This window comes from Streptomyces caatingaensis (genome assembly GCF_001187435.1).
Classification (GTDB): Bacteria; Actinomycetota; Actinomycetes; order Streptomycetales; family Streptomycetaceae; genus Streptomyces; species Streptomyces caatingaensis.
The window spans coordinates 47,120-64,328 of the sequence record NZ_LFXA01000005.1 but is presented as its reverse complement, the minus strand read 5'-3'; the positions used below and the strand labels follow the sequence as shown (position 1 = coordinate 64,328).

Here is a 17,209-nt window from a genome sequence, read left to right as displayed (position 1 = left end):
CTCCTGAGGCCCCACACGACACGCAGCCATGCTTGTACCTGGGCCGCAGCCGACCACGGCGTACGCGGATGACGCCGAGCTCGAAGTCGACGTCCTCCCACTGCATACCGAGGACCTCGCCCTGACGCAGGCCGAGGGCGAGCGCAATGACCCAGCGGGCGGTGTTGCGGTGCTTGCCTGCTTCGGCAAGGAGGCGCTGGACCTCCTCGACCGTGTACGGCTCGACCTCCTCCTCTTCGACCTTCGGTGCCTTGGCGATGGAGGCCGGGTTCGAGGTGAGGTGCTGGCGGCGCACGGCTTCGTTCAGCGCCGTGCGGATCGTGCGATGGGCTTGGTGCGCGGTGCCGGCGGCGCTGCCGTTCGCCTGCATCTTTCGGTAGAAGCGCTCCAGGTGCTCGGGCTCCAGCTTCTCCAGGCGGTGGGCACCCAGACCGGGGATGAGGTGGTGGTAGACGGCCACTCGGTAGCCGTCGATGGTGTTCTCGGAGACGCTGGGCGCGGCGATGTTCTCCACCCAGTGCGTCAGCCAGGTCTTGACCGTCCAGGTCTGGCCGGCCTTTGCGACACCGGTGGAGTCGCGCTTCTTCTCCAGCTCGCGCACGACCTTGGTGACCTCTGCACGGGTCTTGCGGCTGACGTGACGGCGGTCCGGGGAGCCGTCGTCCTTGACGCCGACGGTCACACGGCCGTGCCAGCGGCCGTCCTTCCCGAGATAGATCGTGGAGGCGCCGTTGGGCTGGCGGGACTTCTGAGGCTGTCGAGACTGTGCCATGTGCGCCCGCCTCAGGCCGCAGCGTGGAAGTCCGTGGCCCGATAGCGGCGGGCTAGGAATTCGCCGAGGGCCTCGGCGGGTATGCGGCGGAGGCTGCCGATCTTGACGGAACGTATCTCCCCGGAGGAGACGTACTCGTACATCTTCGTCCGGCCGATGCCGAGCCGGCGGGCGGCCTCCTCGACCGTGAGACCGACGAGTGTGGGGTCACCGGGTTCGTCGCCTCGCTCGGCCATCAGGGTACGCAGGGCTCCCTCAGGGATGCCGAGGAGCTGGGCGATCTGGGTGACGGGCAGGGGGAACTGAGGCAAGAGGGCTCCTCACCCCGGTCGCGTACGGAGCGCCAACTCCATTCGGACCGGTCTGGTGGTGGGTGGTTGGGCGGTCGCGCTGTCGCGCGTGAGGATGCGCCGCGATGGAGGGTGCGGTGTTCGCAGCACCGAGGGCCCTGCGGCAGGACGACTACTCGGCGGCTTCGGCTTCGGTGGCCGGCGGGTTGAAAGCGTCGCCGAGCCAGCGGATCAGCCGGGAGCGGGCTCCCTTGTGGCGGTAGAAGTCGCCGTCGGAGGCCGCGTCGAGTTCGTGGGCGAGCAGGTTGCGGACCATCATGTCCTGGTCCGGGTGAGCTTTGGTGTACTCGCTGAGCTGGTCCTGGATGCGGTCCAGGGACTTACCCAGGGCCCGCCATTCTTTCCACAACTCGACGTACTCACCGACCAGCCGGCGGATAATCGGGTTGGCCATCTGCCCTGGCGGGCTGGCGAGTTCGTCGAGGGTCATGTCGAAGACCTTGCAGAACCCGAGGGACTCGTCGGTGTTGATGCGGCGGCGCGGCTTGCCGCTCTCGATGCGCCAGATCGCGGACTGGCCGATGGGGTGGCCGATCTCGGCCATCTTCTCGGCCAGGGTGACCGTGCTCCAGCCGCGTGCCTCGCGTTCCAGCTTCACGCGTTCGGCGATGTTGTTCTCGACCGGAGGCCGGTCGCTCACAGCGCGTGCTTCGTCGCCTTTGCCGCTGGCCATACTCACCTCCTCGTTGGGTCCGGGCGAGGCCGTACTCGTACGGCCTCGGGTACACAACTACAGCTCATTCGGAGGGCGAATGCAAGTAGATGTTTTCCGAATGCGCTGGTAGGGTGGTGCCGCCCACCGGTGAACACGGGTGGACAACGCAGAAACCCCCGGCGCTGCGAACACCGGGGGTGAAGCGGAGATCCTCACAACCGCCCAACCATGACGATCTGGACCGGTGGACCGGAGTTGGCGCTCCGTATGGCCTGCCGGGAGAGGAGTCCTATGGCCCAGAGTACGGGCCTGCCATCGCAAATGCCATCCCGTCGGCCTGCGGCCACGAGGACCGAGACGATCGTCGGCGGTCCGGGCGAACCTCCGTACGCGCTGGACGCCGAGCAGGCGGTGCTCGGCGCGTGCATGCATGACAGCGACGCCGTGGACGAGGTCCGGGGCATCCTGGACGCCGCCGACTTCTACCGGCCGAACCACGAGACGGTGTGGCGGGCGCTGCTAGCGCTGCGCTCCGCCGACGCTCCCACGGACCCCATCGCCCTGACCGAGCACCTCTCGGGGACCGGTGATCTGAACCGCATCGGCGGTCGCATCTACTTGCACCAGCTCGCCGGTGCGCCGCCCTCTGTCGGAAATGCCGGGTACTACGCGGAGATCGTCCGGCGCAAGGCCGATCTGCGCCGCCTTCAGCAAACCGGCCTGCGCCTTGTCCAGAGCGCCACGGAGCCGGGTGCCGACCCCGACGAGATCCGCTCCGCCATCGAGTCGGACCTGGGCGCCGAGCGGGAACGGGCATTGGCCTCCGGCAGCGGACGACTTTCGCGCTACCTCACGAACGGCTGGGACTTCATCACGAAGACCGCCGACATGAAGCCGATCTGGGGCACCCAGGCACAGACCGCCTGGGCCTCCGGCGAGAGCCTGATGATTGTCGGCCCGCCCGGAGTCGGCAAGACGACCCTCGCCCACCAGGTCGTCCTCGCCCGCATCGGCCTGAGGGATACCGTCCTCGACTTGCCGGTCATCCCCGGCAAGAAGGTGCTGTACCTGGCGATCGACCGGCCCACCCAGATCGCCCGCGCCCTGGCCCGCGCAGTCGATCCCAAGCACGAGGCCGTCCTGCGCGAACGGCTCGCCGTCTGGCAGGGACCACTGCCCGCCACGCTCGACAAGGAACCCGACCTCCTCGCCGACCTCGCCAAGGCCCACCAGGCAGACACCCTGGTGATCGACAGCCTCAAGGACGCCGTCAGCACCATGGTCGACGACGCCCTCGCGGTCGCGTACAACAACGCCCGCGGACGAGCCTTCCAGAACGGCATCCAGGTCCTGGAACTGCACCACCAGCGCAAGTCCGGCGCCGAAACGCCCAAGGGCCAACGGCCCACCCTGGACCGGGTCTACGGCTCCACCTGGCTGACCTCCGGCGCCGGCAGCGTGCTGTTCCTCGACGGCAAGCCCGGCGACCCGGCGGTCACCATCCACCACCTCAAGCTCGCCACCGGCGAGATCGGCCCCCTCCAGGTCGTCCACGACCACGAGCGCGGCACCACCACCGTCGACCCCGCCCTCGACCCCATCACGCTGCTGCGTGCGGCACGCGGCGGCCTGACCGTCCGCGAGCTGGCCAGCGTGCTCTCCGGCGAGCCCAGCCCCGACCGGGCCGACGTCGAGAAGGCGCGACGCCACCTGGAACGCCTCGTCAAAGCCGGGCTGGCCACCAAGGCCGAAGGCATCGCAGGCGGCAACGGCGGCGGCCAGCAGGCCCGCTACCACGCCTCCGCGCGCCACATCGGCGCCGTGTCCTGACGTCCCGCACCACCCTCGAACCGTTCACGCGACCGTACACGCACCCCCTGCGCCTGCGTGGCCCGGAAAACCACCCACGGCGTGCACGCTCACCGCAAAACCGCAGGTAGAGCGATCACGCGAGCGTCCACGCCGTACACGCGCCCAGGCGATCACGCGCGGGGCCCCCTTTAGAAGGGGGCCCGCGTGTACGCCCCCTCCGTGAACGCCACCGCACCAGCCCCACAAGCCCCACCGCACCGCCCCTGGAGAGACCTGACGTGCCCTCCCCTGCCCCGATAGCCCCGGCCACCGAAGGCGGCACTGCCTCGCTCCTGCCGCACTGGGCTCCCACTCCCGCGATGGCCGTGACGCTTCTTGCCCTGCTCGGCCTGTTCGCCCTGTTCACCACGTGGATGAAGCGCCGACAGCACCGCCGGCCGTCCGGCACCACCCGCTGGCGCGGGACTGTCGCCGTGCCTGTCGCGGCCATGGCCGCGCTCGGCTGCACCGCCTACAGCGCGGACACCAGCTGGCGGTTCGCCGCCGACTACCTCGACATGGGCGGCACCGCCGAGCGCGTCGCGATGTTCGCCGCTGCCGAGCTGGCCCTGTTCGCCACCGCCCTGATGGCGCGGCAGAACCTGAACGGCCCGAAGCAGGCTCCCGGCCTGCCCGGCACCCTCACCTGGGTCATCACCGCAGTCCAGGTTCTGCCCGCCTACGCCGAGTCCGGACTGTTCGGCGGCACCGTGCGCGCCTTCGTCGGCCCGGTCATGGCCGCGATGCTGTAGCACCTGGCCATGGGCATCGAGCTGCGCCACCGCACCCCCGACGCCGCCTCACGCAGCCTGGCCACCGTCCTCGTCCGCCAGGCCCGCGAACGCCTCCTAGCCCGGCTCGGCATCGCCGACCAGGACGCCGACGCCGCCCGCCTCATCCGCGAGCGCGCACTGAGCGAAGCCGTCGCCCTCATCCTGCGCGCCGAATCGATGACCGACCAGAAGCGCGGCAAGCGACGGCAACGACGCCTGACGGAACGCCTGCACCAGGCCCTGGAACAGGCCGGCGTCGACGGGGATCCGCACCAGGACGAATTGCTGCTGCGCAAGCTCGCCACCCGCAAGCAGGCCCTCGGCCTCGCCTCCCTCACACTGCCGCCGCGCTGGCCCATCCCGGCCTCGTCCCCCGCCCGTGAATCCGGGCATAGCCGCCCGCGATCCGCCCGCCCGGAAGCACTGCCGCGGGCAGAGGACGCTGCCCGCCCCCACCCATCAGACCCGGGTGACGACGAGGTGCCTCCGGCTGCCCGCCCGCAGCCTGCCCACCCGGTGCCCGTGCTGCCCGCACGGGCGGAGACGGAGGGCAGCCGACCGCTCACGGACAACAGCTTGGGCAGCGTGTCGGGCGGGCGCGAGCGGAAACCGGCTGCCCGGAGAAACCGCGACACCGGCAAAGCCCGTGCCTCCGACGAGGTCATCCTCAAGCACACCCGCCTCATCTACGAGGAGACCGGCAGCGTCGGCCGCGACCGAGTCGAGGCCGCCCTGCGCGCCGCCGCCTACACCGTCTCCAGCGACGACGTCGGACGAGTCGTCCGCGAGTTCAAGGCCCAGCTCAAAGCCGCAGCCGGCACTCCATCCCGCTGATCCCCGCAGCACCAGCACTCCCGACCACACCCCGACCCGAAAGGCCCCATGCACACCCCGCACCACGAAGACCCCATGACCCCCGAGGAATCCCTGCTGTCTAACCCTGCCCCAGGCGGAGCAAGTTGTACCGGGAGCAATGCTCCCGGAGTTCCCGCATCAGGGGTGGCGGGAGCAGCCCTGCGCCAGGGGGCGCCGGACCGGCAGGCAGCGACCGCGGGCGGACCGCAGCCTGGAGGGGAACGGCAGGCCGAGTCCCTTTCGCGGCGGCGTCAGCGTGCCCGTCAGCCGAAGCCCCGCAAGCGCCTGCGCCAGCCCAGCTGCCGCATGAACGAAGCCGAATATAAGCGCTTCACCGAAGCAGCCGCCCAGTGCCAGATGACCAACGCCTCCTTCCTCGCCTACGCCGTCGACAAGGCCACCCGCGACCTGACCCTCACCGCCGCCGAGATCGCAACCGAACGGGAAGTCATCGGCCAGCTGTTCGCCGCGCGCCGGCACCTGGGCCGGATCCACGGCCTGTTCAACCAGGTCGCCAAAGCTCTCAACTCCGGCGCCGACGCACCCCACCTCGGCGCCACCGTCGGGGCCGTCCTGAGCGCGGCACGCCGGATGGAGGACGCCGCCGATGCCCTGCTCGCCCACCGGGACGGCGGTGCCGCTACATGATCCCCCGCATTCACAAGCGCGGCGGCGCGACGATCGGTCTGATCCGCTACCTGTACGGCCCCGGCTCCCACGAGGAGCACATCGACCCGCACCTGGTCGCCGCCTTCGACCCGCTCACCCCCGACCCCGGCCGCGACCCGCAGGCCACCTACGGGCAACTGCAGCGACTGCTCGACCGGCCCGTCGACGCCCTGCCCGCCAGTCGGCGCCCTGAGAAGCACGTGTGGCACCTGTCCGTACGTGCCAGCCCCGAAGACCCGATCCTGTCCGACGACGACTGGGCAGCCATCGCCCGTCGCATGGTCGCAGCCGCCGGCATCGCCCCCGATGGCGACGATGCCGCATGCCGGTGGGCGGCCGTCCGGCACGCCGATGACCACATCCACATCATCGCCACCCTGGTCCGCGAGGACGGCCGACGACCCCGCCTGCACAACGAGGCCCGCCGTGCTCAGGCCGAGGCCCGCGCCATCGAGGTCGACTACGGCCTGCGCCGGGTAACGCCGGGCGATGGCACCGCCGCCAAGCGCCCCACCAGCGCCGAGCGCCACAAGTCCGATCGCCGTGGCTGGCAGCGCACCCCGCGCGAGGAACTACGCGAGGCGGTCCGCCGCTCGGTGGCCGGCGCAGCGAGCGAGGAGGAGTTCTTCGACCGCCTCGCCGCGGCCGGTCTGCTCATCCGGCGCCGCGTCGCTCCGTCGGGCGACACCCTCGGCTACACCGTCGCCCTCCCCGGCGACCGCAACGCCAAGGGCGAGCCCGTCTTCTACTCCGGCTCCAAGCTCGCCCCGGACCTCTCCCTGCCCCGCATCCGCGAACGCTGGACCCAGAACCCGGACAACGCCACCCAGCAGCCGACCCAGCCGTCGGTGACCGGGCCCGCCTCCGCACGCCGGCGCGCCACCACCGCCGCCTGGCAGACACTGCTCGTCATCAACCACAGCGACGACGACGTCATCGCCGCGCAGATCGCCGCCACCGGCGAAGTCCTCGACGCCCTCGCCCAGACTTCCGCCGCCCACACCCGCAACGAACTCCAGGCAGCAGCCGTCTCGTTCGAACGCGCTTCCCGCTCCCACATCCGCGCCGCACGCGGCCACGACAGCGCCCTGCGCCGAGCCGCCCGCGACCTCATCCGCAGCGGCCCGGCCCTCGGCCGAGGCGAGGACGGCGCCACCACGGCCATGGCGCTCGACATGCTGTTCTTCCTGATCACCGCCGCCGCACACTGGCACGCCAAGAAGCAGCACGCCCAGCAGGCCGAAGCCACCCACCGGGCCGCCGAACACCTGCGTGCCGCCTACCAGGTCGCCGCCACCCAGCCCTTGGCGCTGCTCCACCAGCGGGGCGCTCGCCTGGCCCCATCCTGGCAACGCCACCACGCCACCGCCGTACGCCAGACCCTGCCCGAACTGGCCGACCGAATCCTCGCCGAACCCGGCTGGCCCGCCCTCTCAGCCACCCTCGCCGAGACGCAGAGCGCCGGCCACAACCCCACCACCCTCCTCACACAGGCTGCCGCCCAACGGGAACTGGACACGGCGGAACGCATGAGCGACGTACTTGTCTGGCGGCTACGCCGGATGGCCAACCTCCCTGCGGATCCCCAGAACGCCCAGGGCCAGCGCGCCACCGGCAAGCACGCGGTCGCCTCGCCGGGACGGACCGCGCAAACCGGGACCAGGCCCGCGAATGCTTCCCCACGACGGCGCTGAACCGCGAAAACCGAGCCGCAAAAGGTAACCGACAATCCCCGGTTAGGCTAACCGGGGATTCTCCAGACCATGGGCACATCGGCCACCCACCCCCGCCCCTTTTAAGGAGAACCCCTATGTCCGCATCCACCCCTCGCCCCCACGTCATGGCCCTGCTGTTCGACACGGGCTTCAACCGACCGTCGGGTACCCGCACCTTCCGCCACCTCGACGGACGCCCCTTCACCGACGAGGAACAGGCCCTAGCCGATGACGCCACCCTCGAAGAACTCCAGGCCGCCGGCGTCCACGTCCACAACCCTGAGGCCGGAGCGGAGGCGGAGGCAGCCTCGCTCGTACTGACCGAGCTCCTGCTCAAGTACGCCGTCCAGCACCACAAAGCTCTCGCCGCCCTCATGACCGACGAGGACCTCATCGACTACGACCGGTTGGTCACTATCGTCGCTGCGGGCGCCGACGGCTTCCGCCCGCGTGAGGACTGAGCACACAGGCAAGGCGCCCACGTAGTAACCAGCGGCCAGCGGCTGGGAGACTTCCCCGCTAGCAGACGCCGCATCGACTCGCAGGTTCCTCCGGCGCACTCAATGACCTTCGTCAGAGGTGCAGGACGACATCGAGGTGTTGCTGCACCGGCTCGAACAACCCGTACGGCACGTACTTCGAAATCTCGCCGTGGGCGAGCCAAGCAAGCTCGGCCAGCTCCTCGGTGTCCGAGACGTGAGCAGTGCCGCCCACCACCTCGCAGGCTGTGTACGACATCAGCCGGCCCGTCTTCGGGTGAACTCTCGACGACGGCCAAACCCTTCACCCGCCGCCGACATGAACCCGCTCGCCGAGCAGCTTCACAACGACCACGTCCAGGCCGGCCTCCTCCTGGGTCTCCCGCACGGCGGCGTCCTCGCGAGACTCACCCGGCTCGGCCCCTCCGGCCGGGAACTGCCAGGAGAGCTCGCCCTCGTTTACCCGTCGCCGCACCATGAGCACGCGTCCTTGATGCACCACGATGGCTGCGGCTATGGGCCGCTGGCCGCCTTCCCTCATCTGCGTACCTCTTCCTCGATGGCACAAGCGATCTGCGGCCACGGAGCACGTAGGGCACCGACGAGTGACCAATAGCCGTGTGCTGCGCGAACTAAGGCACTGACCCCGAGGCGTACCGATTCAGGGTCGATCGTTCCTATGACCCGCCGGGTGACGCCCCCGGCCCCGCGCGGTGCGGGGGTGATCCCGCTGCCCAGGAGGAGCGTGGCCGTGCGGATGGAGTCCAGCGTGGTGGGCGGTGCCGCGTCGGCGAAGTCTCCGTAGACCAGCTCGCGCCAGCGCTGCTGGGTGCGCGCCCAGGCGAGGCGTTCCAGTCCGGTCCCCAGGTCTACGGCCATGCGGGTCGGGTCCTCGACGTTCCACAGCAGGACGATGTCGCCGAGATCGAGCCCGAGGTGGCGGAAGTGCAGTGTGATGCCCGCGACCTCGCGCCGACGCCAGGGAGTCAGGGTCCCGTGGACGCTCAGGTGGCGGGCGTGGAAGCCGAGTTGGGAGAGGACGGAGAACCAGCCGTCGAGAATCGCGCCGTACTCGTCGAGCTCTCCTACAGGTTGGACGCGGGAGATGTTGACGAAGGAGGTCAGGAAGCCGTCGCAGAGGTCGCCGGAGGCATCGCGTTCACCGGTGAAGCGGACGACCGGCTGAGGGAGGAAGCCCCGTCGGTACGTCTGGGGTCTTCCGTCCTTGAGGAGCGGGTCCAGGGCCTGGACCCCCGAGATGGTCAGCTCCGTGTCGCGTCCCCAGCGGAGCGGGAGGCAGCCGTCGCGTGGAGCGCCGACGTGGGCGAAGGCGGTCTCCACGCTGTGGAGGAGTTCCCTCCACGAGGGCGGTCGGCGCGGCGGGCGGTACGGGGTGCCTCGCCGCTGGTGTCGGATGTCGACGTGCGGGCCGTCGATGGCGAACTCCCACCGCGGGTGGGATAACGCCCCACTGAGTACGGAGGGTATCTGCGAGGCCAGCGCGTCGCCCGTCGCACGAGCTGTGCCGGTCAGCACGACCGTGACGCCATCGCCAGGAAGTGCCGGGCGGGGTCGAAGCGCTGCTGGCCGATCTCCTGGACCTGCCTGTGGTCGAGAGTCTCCGCTTGCTCGATGGCGAGCGCGAGCCGCTGGGCCGCGGTCTCGTCGTCCTCGTTCGGGTCGGCCACGGTGATGACGCCCGTCTGGTCGCAGAGGGCCGCTTCGGCGCAGGTGCCTGTGCGCCAGGTGAGCGCGGCCATGGGGGTGCCGGCGCGGAGGGACTCCCCGAAGACGGCGGCGCCGGCTTCCACGTACGTGCGGGCGTAGGTGTAGACGAATACGGAGGCGTCGCGGATGGCGGCCGTCTTGGCCGGCCCTCCGAGTTCGCCGATCCACTCGACGTGGTTCGCGTCGAAGAGGCGGGCGTGGCTCTGGACGTAGTCGTGGTCGAAGACCGGGCCGACGACGCGAATGCGGCGGCCGAGGATCTGGGCGGCGCGGACCGCCAGGTGAGGGGCCTTCTCTGCGTCGACGCGGCCGAGCCAGACGAGGTCGCGTCCGGCGGTCGCCAGCGGTTCCTCCTCGTCAAGGCCAAGGTGCACGGCCAGCTCGGGGATCGGCCGGTGGTCCGCGTACCGCTCGATCATCTCGGGCGAGTAGCAGTACAGCCGGGAACGCCTGCCGTCGAAGGCGGTGGTCGTGTGCTGGAAGACCGGGGAGTGCTGGAAGGTGGCGACGTCGCAGTCCAGCGCATTCCAGGTGCGGGCCCAGGCGGGCAGCGAGGGGTACTCGTGCCCGACGACCAGGAGGTCGTACTTGGTGTCGCGGACGTCGCGCTCGGCGAGCGTTCCGGGCGTGAGGTCCTCCAGGCGGACCGGCTTGCGGACCCAGTCGTGTTCCAGGTCCGTGAGCCAGCCCGGCCCGAGGAGGTGTACGTCGGCGCCTGCGGCCCGAGCGCCTACGGCGACCGCCCACAGCCATCGTTCGATCCCGCCGTAGCCGGCGGGGGGAAAGGCGTAGCTACCAGGGAAGTCGCAGACGCCGACAAGCACGTTATGCCTCCGGTGTTCCGTCCGCCGAGATACGGCGGAAGCCGAGGTACGGGAAGAGGGATTCGGGCAGGACGATCGAGCCGTCCTGCTGCTGGCACTGCTCGAGGAGCGCGGCCAGGGTGCGGCCGACGGGCAGGCCGGAGCCGTTGAGGGTGGCGGCGAGCTTGGGCTTGCCGTCCTCACCTCGGGTCCGGATGTTCGCCCGGCGGGCCTGGAAGGTGCCGAAGTTGGAGACCGAGGAGATCTCGCGGTACGTGTTCTGGCTCGGGATCCAGACCTCGATGTCGTACGTGAGCTGGGCGGAGAAGCCCGTGTCGCCGGCGGGCAGCTTGATGACCCGGTAGGCGAGGCCGAGCTCCTTGAGGCACGCCTCGGCGTGGCCGACCATCTCCTCCAGCTCGGCGTCCGCCATCTCCGGGTCGACGATCTTGACCATCTCGACCTTGGCGAACTGGTGCTGGCGGATCAGACCGCGGGTGTCCCGGCCGTACGAGCCGGCCTCCGAGCGGAAGCACGGGGTGTGGGCCGTCATGGCCACCGGCAGCTCGGCCGGCGGGATGATCTCGTCGGCGTAAAGGTTGGTCAGCGGGACCTCGGCCGTCGGGATGAGAAAGAGCTCGCGGTCGGCGACGCCGGTCTTGAACAGGTCCTCCTCGAACTTCGGGAGCTGGCCGGTGCCGGTCATGGTCTTACGGCTGACCAGGTAGGGGACCGCGTATTCGGTGTACCCGTGACGGCGGGTGTGAAGGTCGAGGAAGAGCGTGGCCAGCGCCCGCTCCAGGGCGGCGCCTGCACCGCGCGAGACCGCGAAGCGCGGACCGGACAGCTTCGTCGCCCTGCCGAAGTCGAGGATGCCGGTGTCCTCGCCGAGGTCGACGTGGTCCTTCGGCTCGAACGCGAAGGCAGGGGGAGTGCCAACGCGCCGGATCTCAACCGCGAACTCCTCGGAGTCGCCGTCGGGGGCCGAGTCGTCCGGCAGGTTCGGAATGCTCAGAAGCAGGTCACGCAGCCGGGCCTCGATCTCCTCCTGGCCGGCCTCGATCTCGCGGATCTGGTCCTTCAGCTCGCGGGCGCGCTCCTTGAGCTTGCTGATGTCGCCGCCCTGCTTGGCCGTCTGCTGGACCTCGCTCGCCACTCGCTTGGACTCTGCCCGCAGCTCGTCGGCCGAGCGGATGTTCTGGTTTCGCCGAGAGTGGAGGGACTCCAGCTCGGACAGGTCCAGGGTGTAGCCGCGACGAGCGAGCCGACGAACCGCTTCGGCACCCATGTCGATCAGGGCGCGGGCATCATGCATGAGGAAGATCCTTCTGATCTTGCGAGTGGGACGGGGATACGGAATCGACGGTAGCAACCGCCGAGCCGTCCCCGGTCCGGAATATCCCCCAGTCACCGATGGTGCCGGTGCGGTCCTGAACGCCAGTTTCAAGATCGTTCATCAGCGTTCTGATGAATTCCGGCAGCTCCACGTCGGGGATGGCTACGGGCTCGACGTACGGCGCTTCCGGAAAGAACAGGGGCATGGTCTCGCCTACAGCCCTGTCGCGGTGCCAGAGGAGCACGGAGATCAGCAGTCCGTGGGCCACCAGGACACGGGGACCGGGATGCTCCAGGGCCGCGAGCACCCCCGCGAGCATCCTGCGGATGCCCTCGCGCTGTGACTCGCTCCCGCCGGGCGGGCGCTCGTGGGCGCCGTGCCCGTCGAGCCAGACGGCGTATTCCAGGAACGGGTTTCCCTCGAATTCTCCGTAGTCCAGTTCGTTCAGCCGAGGATCGGTGATCAGTTCCGGCCCGGGGACTCCCATCAGGAGACTGGCGGTCTGCTGGGCGCGGGGGAATTCGCTGGCCAACCACGTTTTCACGCTGTGGAGGGGGACGCTGCTCCACCCCTTGTTCAGCGAACGGCGGCCTTCCTCGCTCAGGCGGATGGGCTTGGTCGGATCGCCGTTGACGAGGTAGCGCCGACTGTAGTTCGTCTGCCCATGGCGGAGGACGTATGTCGTCATGATCGGTTCCTTGAGGTCGGCGCCGACAGCCATGCGAGGACGTCGGCCATCCTCGGGGCGCGAGGATCATCGGTGTCGAGGTAAAAAAGCAGGCCGTCCAGGGCCAGGGCCCTGCACCATGGCGCGAGGACAGGCACGGGGATGCGGGAGATCCGGGCGGCGGCGGCCAGGCGGGCGTCCGTGCCCTGTCCGAGGTCGTAGTACACGGTCCAGAAGGCCCAGTCGAAGGCCGCGTCGCCCACCATCGGGAGGGGATCGATCAGGCGGGGATGGCCCAGCCAGTCGAAGAGGACGTTCTCGCGATAGAGATCCGCGTGCAGGACAGTGGACCGAGCGGAGTCCTCCTCCAGGGACACGAGGGCCGGCAGCGCCGCGTCGACGTGCTCCTCCCACGGGCCGACGTCGATCGACTCCAGGCGGTGCCGCACCCGGGGGCGTACCTCCTGGTGAAGGTACGTGGTCAGGGACGGAAGGTCCTGCGGCCGGCGCCGACGACGGCCGAAGGTGTGGAGGCCCTGGAGGGCGGCTGCCACGGTCGGAAGCTCGCGAGGCGGTCGCTCACCACCACCGGGGCGGCCTCCGATCATCTCCAGGGCCGCCACGGCCAAGTCGTCCGCCGCCTCGACGACGCCCGCCGTCGGCCCGCCCGCCCACAGGCGTAAGGCGGTGACCTCGTCGTGAAACCGGGCGGGATCGGCCCACGCCTTGAGAAGCAGCGGACGTCCGTCGAGGGTTCCGGCCGTGACGACCACCGAGGCGTGTCCGGCGTCGTGGTACGTCCCGAGTGTGAGCTTCCAGCGCTCCGCCGCGCGCTCCATCAGCGTGGGCACGGCGTCGAGCCAGCCGGAGACTCCCGGGCCGTAGTGCGTGACCAGCCGCCGTCGGCATTCCTCGGAGACCTCGCCGAGCGTCCGCTTCTCCATCAGCTCAGCACGATCCCGTCGGAGACCAGCTCGTCGGTCAGCGCCGGGAACTCATCCATGGTCTCCGCCACCAGGGCCTGCACCTTGTCCACCTCGGCGTCCGGGGACGACAGGCGGACGAGGACGCGCCACGGCTGGTCGAGGCGCTGCCCGGTCGTGCTCACCAGGTGGACCTCGGCGTGGCCATGCGTCGCCTCATGGAGCCGCTCGGCGAGCCGGCGGGCGGCGATGTTGTAGAGCTTGCCCACGTGGTACACGGGGTTCTTGCCGTTGGCGCCCTCCAGGTTCATCGGCCGCAGGGGCGTGATGAGGCCGTTGACGCGGTTGCCGCGACCGACGACGCCCTCGTCGCCGGACTCGATCGAGCTACCGGTGTACGTGAGGTACAGCTCGTCCTTCTCCGGCACGTCGCGCGCGTTGAGCCGGAAGCGCGTCTCGGCACCGGGCAGCCGGAGGCCGGCCAGCCGGTGGCACTCGGCGAGGACGCTCTCGGTGTTCCGCGTGTACTCCGCGCGGCTGGCGACGAGCCGCGACTTCTGAGGGACGCAGAGGACAACGTCCGCCTGCTCGCCGTCCCAGTAGCCCATGAGCTTCACGTCCGATCCACACCACGCGTGGGAGAGGGTGAAGTCGTTCTCCCCGGAGAAGTGGTCGACCAGCTCGCGCACGAACGACTCGAAGACGTTCTCCGGTGCCCAGCCCGTTCCCAGGGACGTGTCGTTGGACAGCCGCACCCGCCGCTCGCGCAGGTCCTCGATCGACCGCGGGTTGAACCATCGCGTCCGGTCGGGGACCTCGTCGCCCGTGAGAACGGCGCCGGGGCTGGAGTTGCTGGTGATGTTGTAGGTGATGTCCAGGTGATCCGAGACCTCGGGAAGCCGGCGGGCGAAGAACGCCCTCACCTCGGCCTCCACGATCTCCTCCACGGGGATCCGCTCGCCGCCGCACATGGGCGCGGCACGGCCGTTGACCAGCACGCGGACCGGGGCGGTCATCCGGCCGGCGCCGTAGCGGACCTCGCTCGCTCCGCCGAGGAGGGCGAGCTTGTCGAAGTTGTGGTGCAGGACCGCGCCGAAGCGTTCGACGGTGTATCGGCTGTACGCGCGGGACAGCCGCTCAGCGAGGTGGTCGGCGAGGGTGTCGGGGTGGCCGAGGCCCTTGCGTTCGACGATCGTCGTGGCCGGCGGGTGGGCCACTCCGGTGTCGATCACCAGGTGGGTGTTGCCGAGGATCGTGCTCGTTCGGGACATCAGGATCCCTCGTTTCGGGTCGGAAGATAACGGAGCACTGCGAAGGCGTGTCAGCGAGGCACGCCTCGGGCGCGGAGAGACGAGATGGTCTGGGCGAGAAGCGCCCAGGTGGCGGCGGGACGGTTCGGTGCCGCGAGCTGACGGACGAGGTCCGATGGCACCAGCGTGATGTCCTCCGGACGACGTCGGTCGAGCCAGAGGAGGAGGCGCCAGGCCAGGACCGAACCGCTCAGAACGAGTCGGCGAACAACGTCCTCTGGCAGCCGCCGGTGAGGCAGCTCCCCGTAGATCAGGTCGCGGGCCAGGTGGAACGCGACATCGGCGTGATCGGCGACAGCGGGGCCGCGCCCGCTCGCCTCCCAGTCGACGACATGCAGCCGGTCTCCGTCAATCAGGAGGTGCTCGGGCTTGAGATCCCCGTGGATACGGACGACAGGATGGGAATCGATCGGCGCGAGGAGCTCTGCCAGATCCGCCCACCACGGCAGCAGCCGGCACCGGGGAGACATCTGCCGGAGCAGGAACCCTCGGTGCGTGAACGGATCACCGTGGTGAGACACCCAACCCGAACCGGGAGCGAGGCCAGAAGCCGGCCGGTGCAGCTGGTCGGACAGAGCCAGGATCCGGTCGAGATACTCCCGGACCGCCGGGAGGGCCGCGATCGTGCACGGGCGTCCGGGCAGCATCTGGAACACGGTCCAGGCAGAGTCACCCTCGATGCCGGTGCCGAGGACCGCCGGAACCGACAGACCCTGGCGACCCCCGCCCCGGATCGCCTCCACCTCGCGACGGCGCCGCCCAGCCGGGTCGATGCCGACGTAGACCTTGAGGAGTGACCGGCCGTCCAGTGCCTGGAAGACCCGGGAGTACGGCTTGACCGACGTCCGGCGGAAGGGACCGTGCCGAGACTCGATCGCTCGCAGTACTACAGGGGAGTTCAGCACCTCGTCACCTCCAGCCGTCGATTCCGTAGGGGAAGCGCTGCCGGAGGAGGTGGCCCACCACCGCGGCGCTGAGGCAAGTAAGCCGGAGACGGGGCCATAGGTCAGTGGACAGGGTTAACGGATTGCGCCGTTAACTGTTAACTCCCCACGTGAGGTGGCCTCTTGGCTCATCATTGAGCGGGGCACTGCGACGGACATCGGGGGAACGATGGAGGCGAAGAGCAGACTCCAGCAGGCCAGGCTGGACAGGGGTTGGACGCAGGGCGAGCTGATCGACGCGTTGATGGCTGCGGCCCAGCGCCTGGGAGCGCAATCACCGGCGTCGACGAGCTGGAAGACGCTCATCTCGATGTACGAGAACGGTCGGCGCCCCGTGAGTCCGGACCACCGACCGCTCTTCCGGGAGGTGTACGAGGCGACGGACGAGGAGCTCGGCTTCGCGTCCACCACCACGAGCGTCGCCGCCGCGCAGAGCACGCTGCTGCCAACACCGACGGCAGTGGTGAGCCGCACCCCGATGCCGGTGAACCCAGAGATGCTGGGCTACCTCACCTCGGTGCTCCAGCAGCACGCACAGGCCGAACCCTTTGTCGGCCCGCAATTCCTCCTGGCACCGGTAGGCAGCCAGATGCCCCTCATCGAGCAAATGTGTCGCGAGGCGTACGGTCCGCTGCGCCAGGAGGTCCTGCGCGTGGGGGCACGGTACGCGGAGTTCCTCGGCTGGCTCCACCAGGACACCGGCCGCACCGACGAGGCCATGCGCTGGACCAGGCTGGCGATGGAGTACGCCCAAGAGCTGGGCGATCCGATGGTGATCGCGTACATGCTCCAGCGGCGCAGCAACATCGCCACGGAAGCGGGCCACGCCGGCCACGGCGCCGGCCTCGCTCTCGCCGCTCTCCGGTACGCCTCCGAGCTCTCGCCCCGCGTCCACGCCGTCGTGCTCCGCCAGCTCGCGAACAGCAAGGCGAGCCTCGGTGAGGCTTCCGAGACCGAGCGGGCCATCGACCAGGCCCTCGTCGCGGCGGATCGAGGCGACGATGACGACCTGGCCTTCTACTGCACGGTCTCGTACATCGAGATGGAGGCGGCTAACTGCCAGGTACGCCTGGAGCGCCCCCAGCAAGCGGTCGTGACCTACGAGAAGAGCCTGCGGAACTGGCCTGCCGTGCAGGAGCGGGACCGAGGGCTGTGTCTTGCCAGGCTCGCCACGGCCAACGCGATCCTGGAGGACGTGGAAGGCGCGCACCGGGCCGCTGAACAAGCCCTCGGCATCGCGCACCGAACGGGCTCCACACGGATCCTCGGCGAGTTGTACCGACTTCAACCGCGTCTTGCGCGCTGGCGCAAACTGGTGGAAGTTTCGGAACTCAACAGGGAGTTAGACCTGACCAAGCAGGTCGCCCCCTAGTCGACCG

At 69.8% G+C, this 17,209-nt stretch carries 14 protein-coding genes and 3 pseudogenes; 6 read left to right on the top strand and 11 right to left on the bottom strand.

The window, feature by feature from the left end:
* Positions 1–10: 10 nt before the first annotated feature.
* The 3 genes and pseudogenes from AC230_RS10935 to AC230_RS10925 all read right to left on the bottom strand — a co-directional run.
* Positions 11–772: pseudogene (locus tag AC230_RS10935) on the bottom strand (tyrosine-type recombinase/integrase); the annotation flags it as partial.
* A gap of 11 nt (positions 773–783) precedes the next feature.
* Positions 784–1,083: a helix-turn-helix domain-containing protein gene (locus AC230_RS10930; RefSeq protein ID WP_049715940.1), complete on the bottom strand. Its 300-nt coding sequence runs from the start codon at positions 1,081–1,083 to the stop codon at positions 784–786.
* Between the two features lie 151 nt (positions 1,084–1,234).
* Positions 1,235–1,795, bottom strand: a complete 561-nt coding sequence (locus AC230_RS10925; RefSeq protein WP_049715939.1) for a helix-turn-helix domain-containing protein — start codon at positions 1,793–1,795, stop codon at positions 1,235–1,237.
* A 273-nt stretch (positions 1,796–2,068) separates the two neighbouring features.
* Between AC230_RS10925 and AC230_RS10920 the strand changes: the two genes are divergently transcribed.
* From AC230_RS10920 to AC230_RS10900, 5 genes and pseudogenes are all read left to right on the top strand, one after another.
* Complete coding sequence (locus tag AC230_RS10920; RefSeq protein ID WP_049715938.1) at positions 2,069–3,607, top strand: DnaB-like helicase N-terminal domain-containing protein; 1,539 nt, start codon at positions 2,069–2,071, stop codon at positions 3,605–3,607.
* Positions 3,608–3,948: 341 nt separating this feature from the next.
* A pseudogene (locus AC230_RS10915) lies at positions 3,949–5,235 on the top strand (hypothetical protein).
* Positions 5,236–5,562: 327 nt separating this feature from the next.
* A complete protein-coding gene (locus AC230_RS10910; protein ID WP_049715937.1) occupies positions 5,563–5,904 on the top strand; it encodes a hypothetical protein in 342 nt (113 codons plus the stop codon).
* Complete coding sequence (locus tag AC230_RS10905; RefSeq protein WP_049715936.1) at positions 5,901–7,619, top strand: relaxase/mobilization nuclease domain-containing protein; 1,719 nt, start codon at positions 5,901–5,903, stop codon at positions 7,617–7,619. Before AC230_RS10910 ends, AC230_RS10905 begins: the two co-directional genes overlap by 4 nt.
* A 116-nt stretch (positions 7,620–7,735) precedes the next feature.
* Positions 7,736–8,101 carry a hypothetical protein gene (locus AC230_RS10900; RefSeq protein WP_049715935.1) on the top strand — a complete coding sequence of 122 codons (366 nt, stop codon included), beginning with the start codon at positions 7,736–7,738 and terminating at the stop codon, positions 8,099–8,101.
* A 112-nt stretch (positions 8,102–8,213) separates the two neighbouring features.
* On the opposite strand, the pseudogene AC230_RS10895 reads toward AC230_RS10900, so the two are convergent.
* The 8 genes and pseudogenes from AC230_RS10895 to AC230_RS10860 form a co-directional block, all read right to left on the bottom strand.
* Positions 8,214–8,660 (bottom strand): annotated as a pseudogene (locus AC230_RS10895) (NUDIX hydrolase).
* Positions 8,657–9,460, bottom strand: coding sequence for a hypothetical protein (locus tag AC230_RS10890; protein WP_241833183.1), 804 nt, complete (start codon positions 9,458–9,460; stop codon positions 8,657–8,659). Before AC230_RS10890 ends, AC230_RS10895 begins: the two are co-directional and overlap by 4 nt.
* A gap of 188 nt (positions 9,461–9,648) precedes the next feature.
* The gene (locus AC230_RS10885) at positions 9,649–10,671 is read right to left on the bottom strand and encodes a glycosyltransferase (RefSeq protein ID WP_049715934.1); all 1,023 of its coding nucleotides are present in this window, start codon (positions 10,669–10,671) and stop codon (positions 9,649–9,651) included.
* Between the two features lies 1 nt (position 10,672).
* Positions 10,673–11,965, bottom strand: coding sequence for a serine--tRNA ligase (serS, locus tag AC230_RS10880; RefSeq protein WP_049715933.1), 1,293 nt, complete (start codon positions 11,963–11,965; stop codon positions 10,673–10,675).
* Entirely contained in the window at positions 11,958–12,674 is a 717-nt protein-coding gene (locus tag AC230_RS10875; RefSeq protein ID WP_049715932.1) for a histidine phosphatase family protein, read from the bottom strand. Before AC230_RS10875 ends, serS begins: the two co-directional genes overlap by 8 nt.
* On the bottom strand, positions 12,671–13,597 hold the full coding sequence (locus AC230_RS10870) for an aminoglycoside phosphotransferase family protein (RefSeq protein ID WP_049715931.1): 927 nt from the start codon (positions 13,595–13,597) through the stop codon (positions 12,671–12,673). The genes AC230_RS10875 and AC230_RS10870 overlap by 4 nt, the downstream gene beginning before the upstream one ends.
* A complete protein-coding gene (locus AC230_RS10865; RefSeq protein WP_049715930.1) occupies positions 13,597–14,847 on the bottom strand; it encodes a methionine adenosyltransferase in 1,251 nt (416 codons plus the stop codon). The genes AC230_RS10870 and AC230_RS10865 overlap by 1 nt, the downstream gene beginning before the upstream one ends.
* A gap of 50 nt (positions 14,848–14,897) precedes the next feature.
* Positions 14,898–15,791, bottom strand: coding sequence for a phosphotransferase family protein (locus AC230_RS10860; protein ID WP_049715929.1), 894 nt, complete (start codon positions 15,789–15,791; stop codon positions 14,898–14,900).
* Positions 15,792–15,999: 208 nt separating this feature from the next.
* Here AC230_RS10860 and AC230_RS10855 point away from each other — a divergent pair, with 208 nt between their 5' ends.
* Positions 16,000–17,202, top strand: a complete 1,203-nt coding sequence (locus tag AC230_RS10855; protein ID WP_157868550.1) for a helix-turn-helix domain-containing protein — start codon at positions 16,000–16,002, stop codon at positions 17,200–17,202.
* The last annotated feature ends 7 nt before the right edge of the window (positions 17,203–17,209 follow it).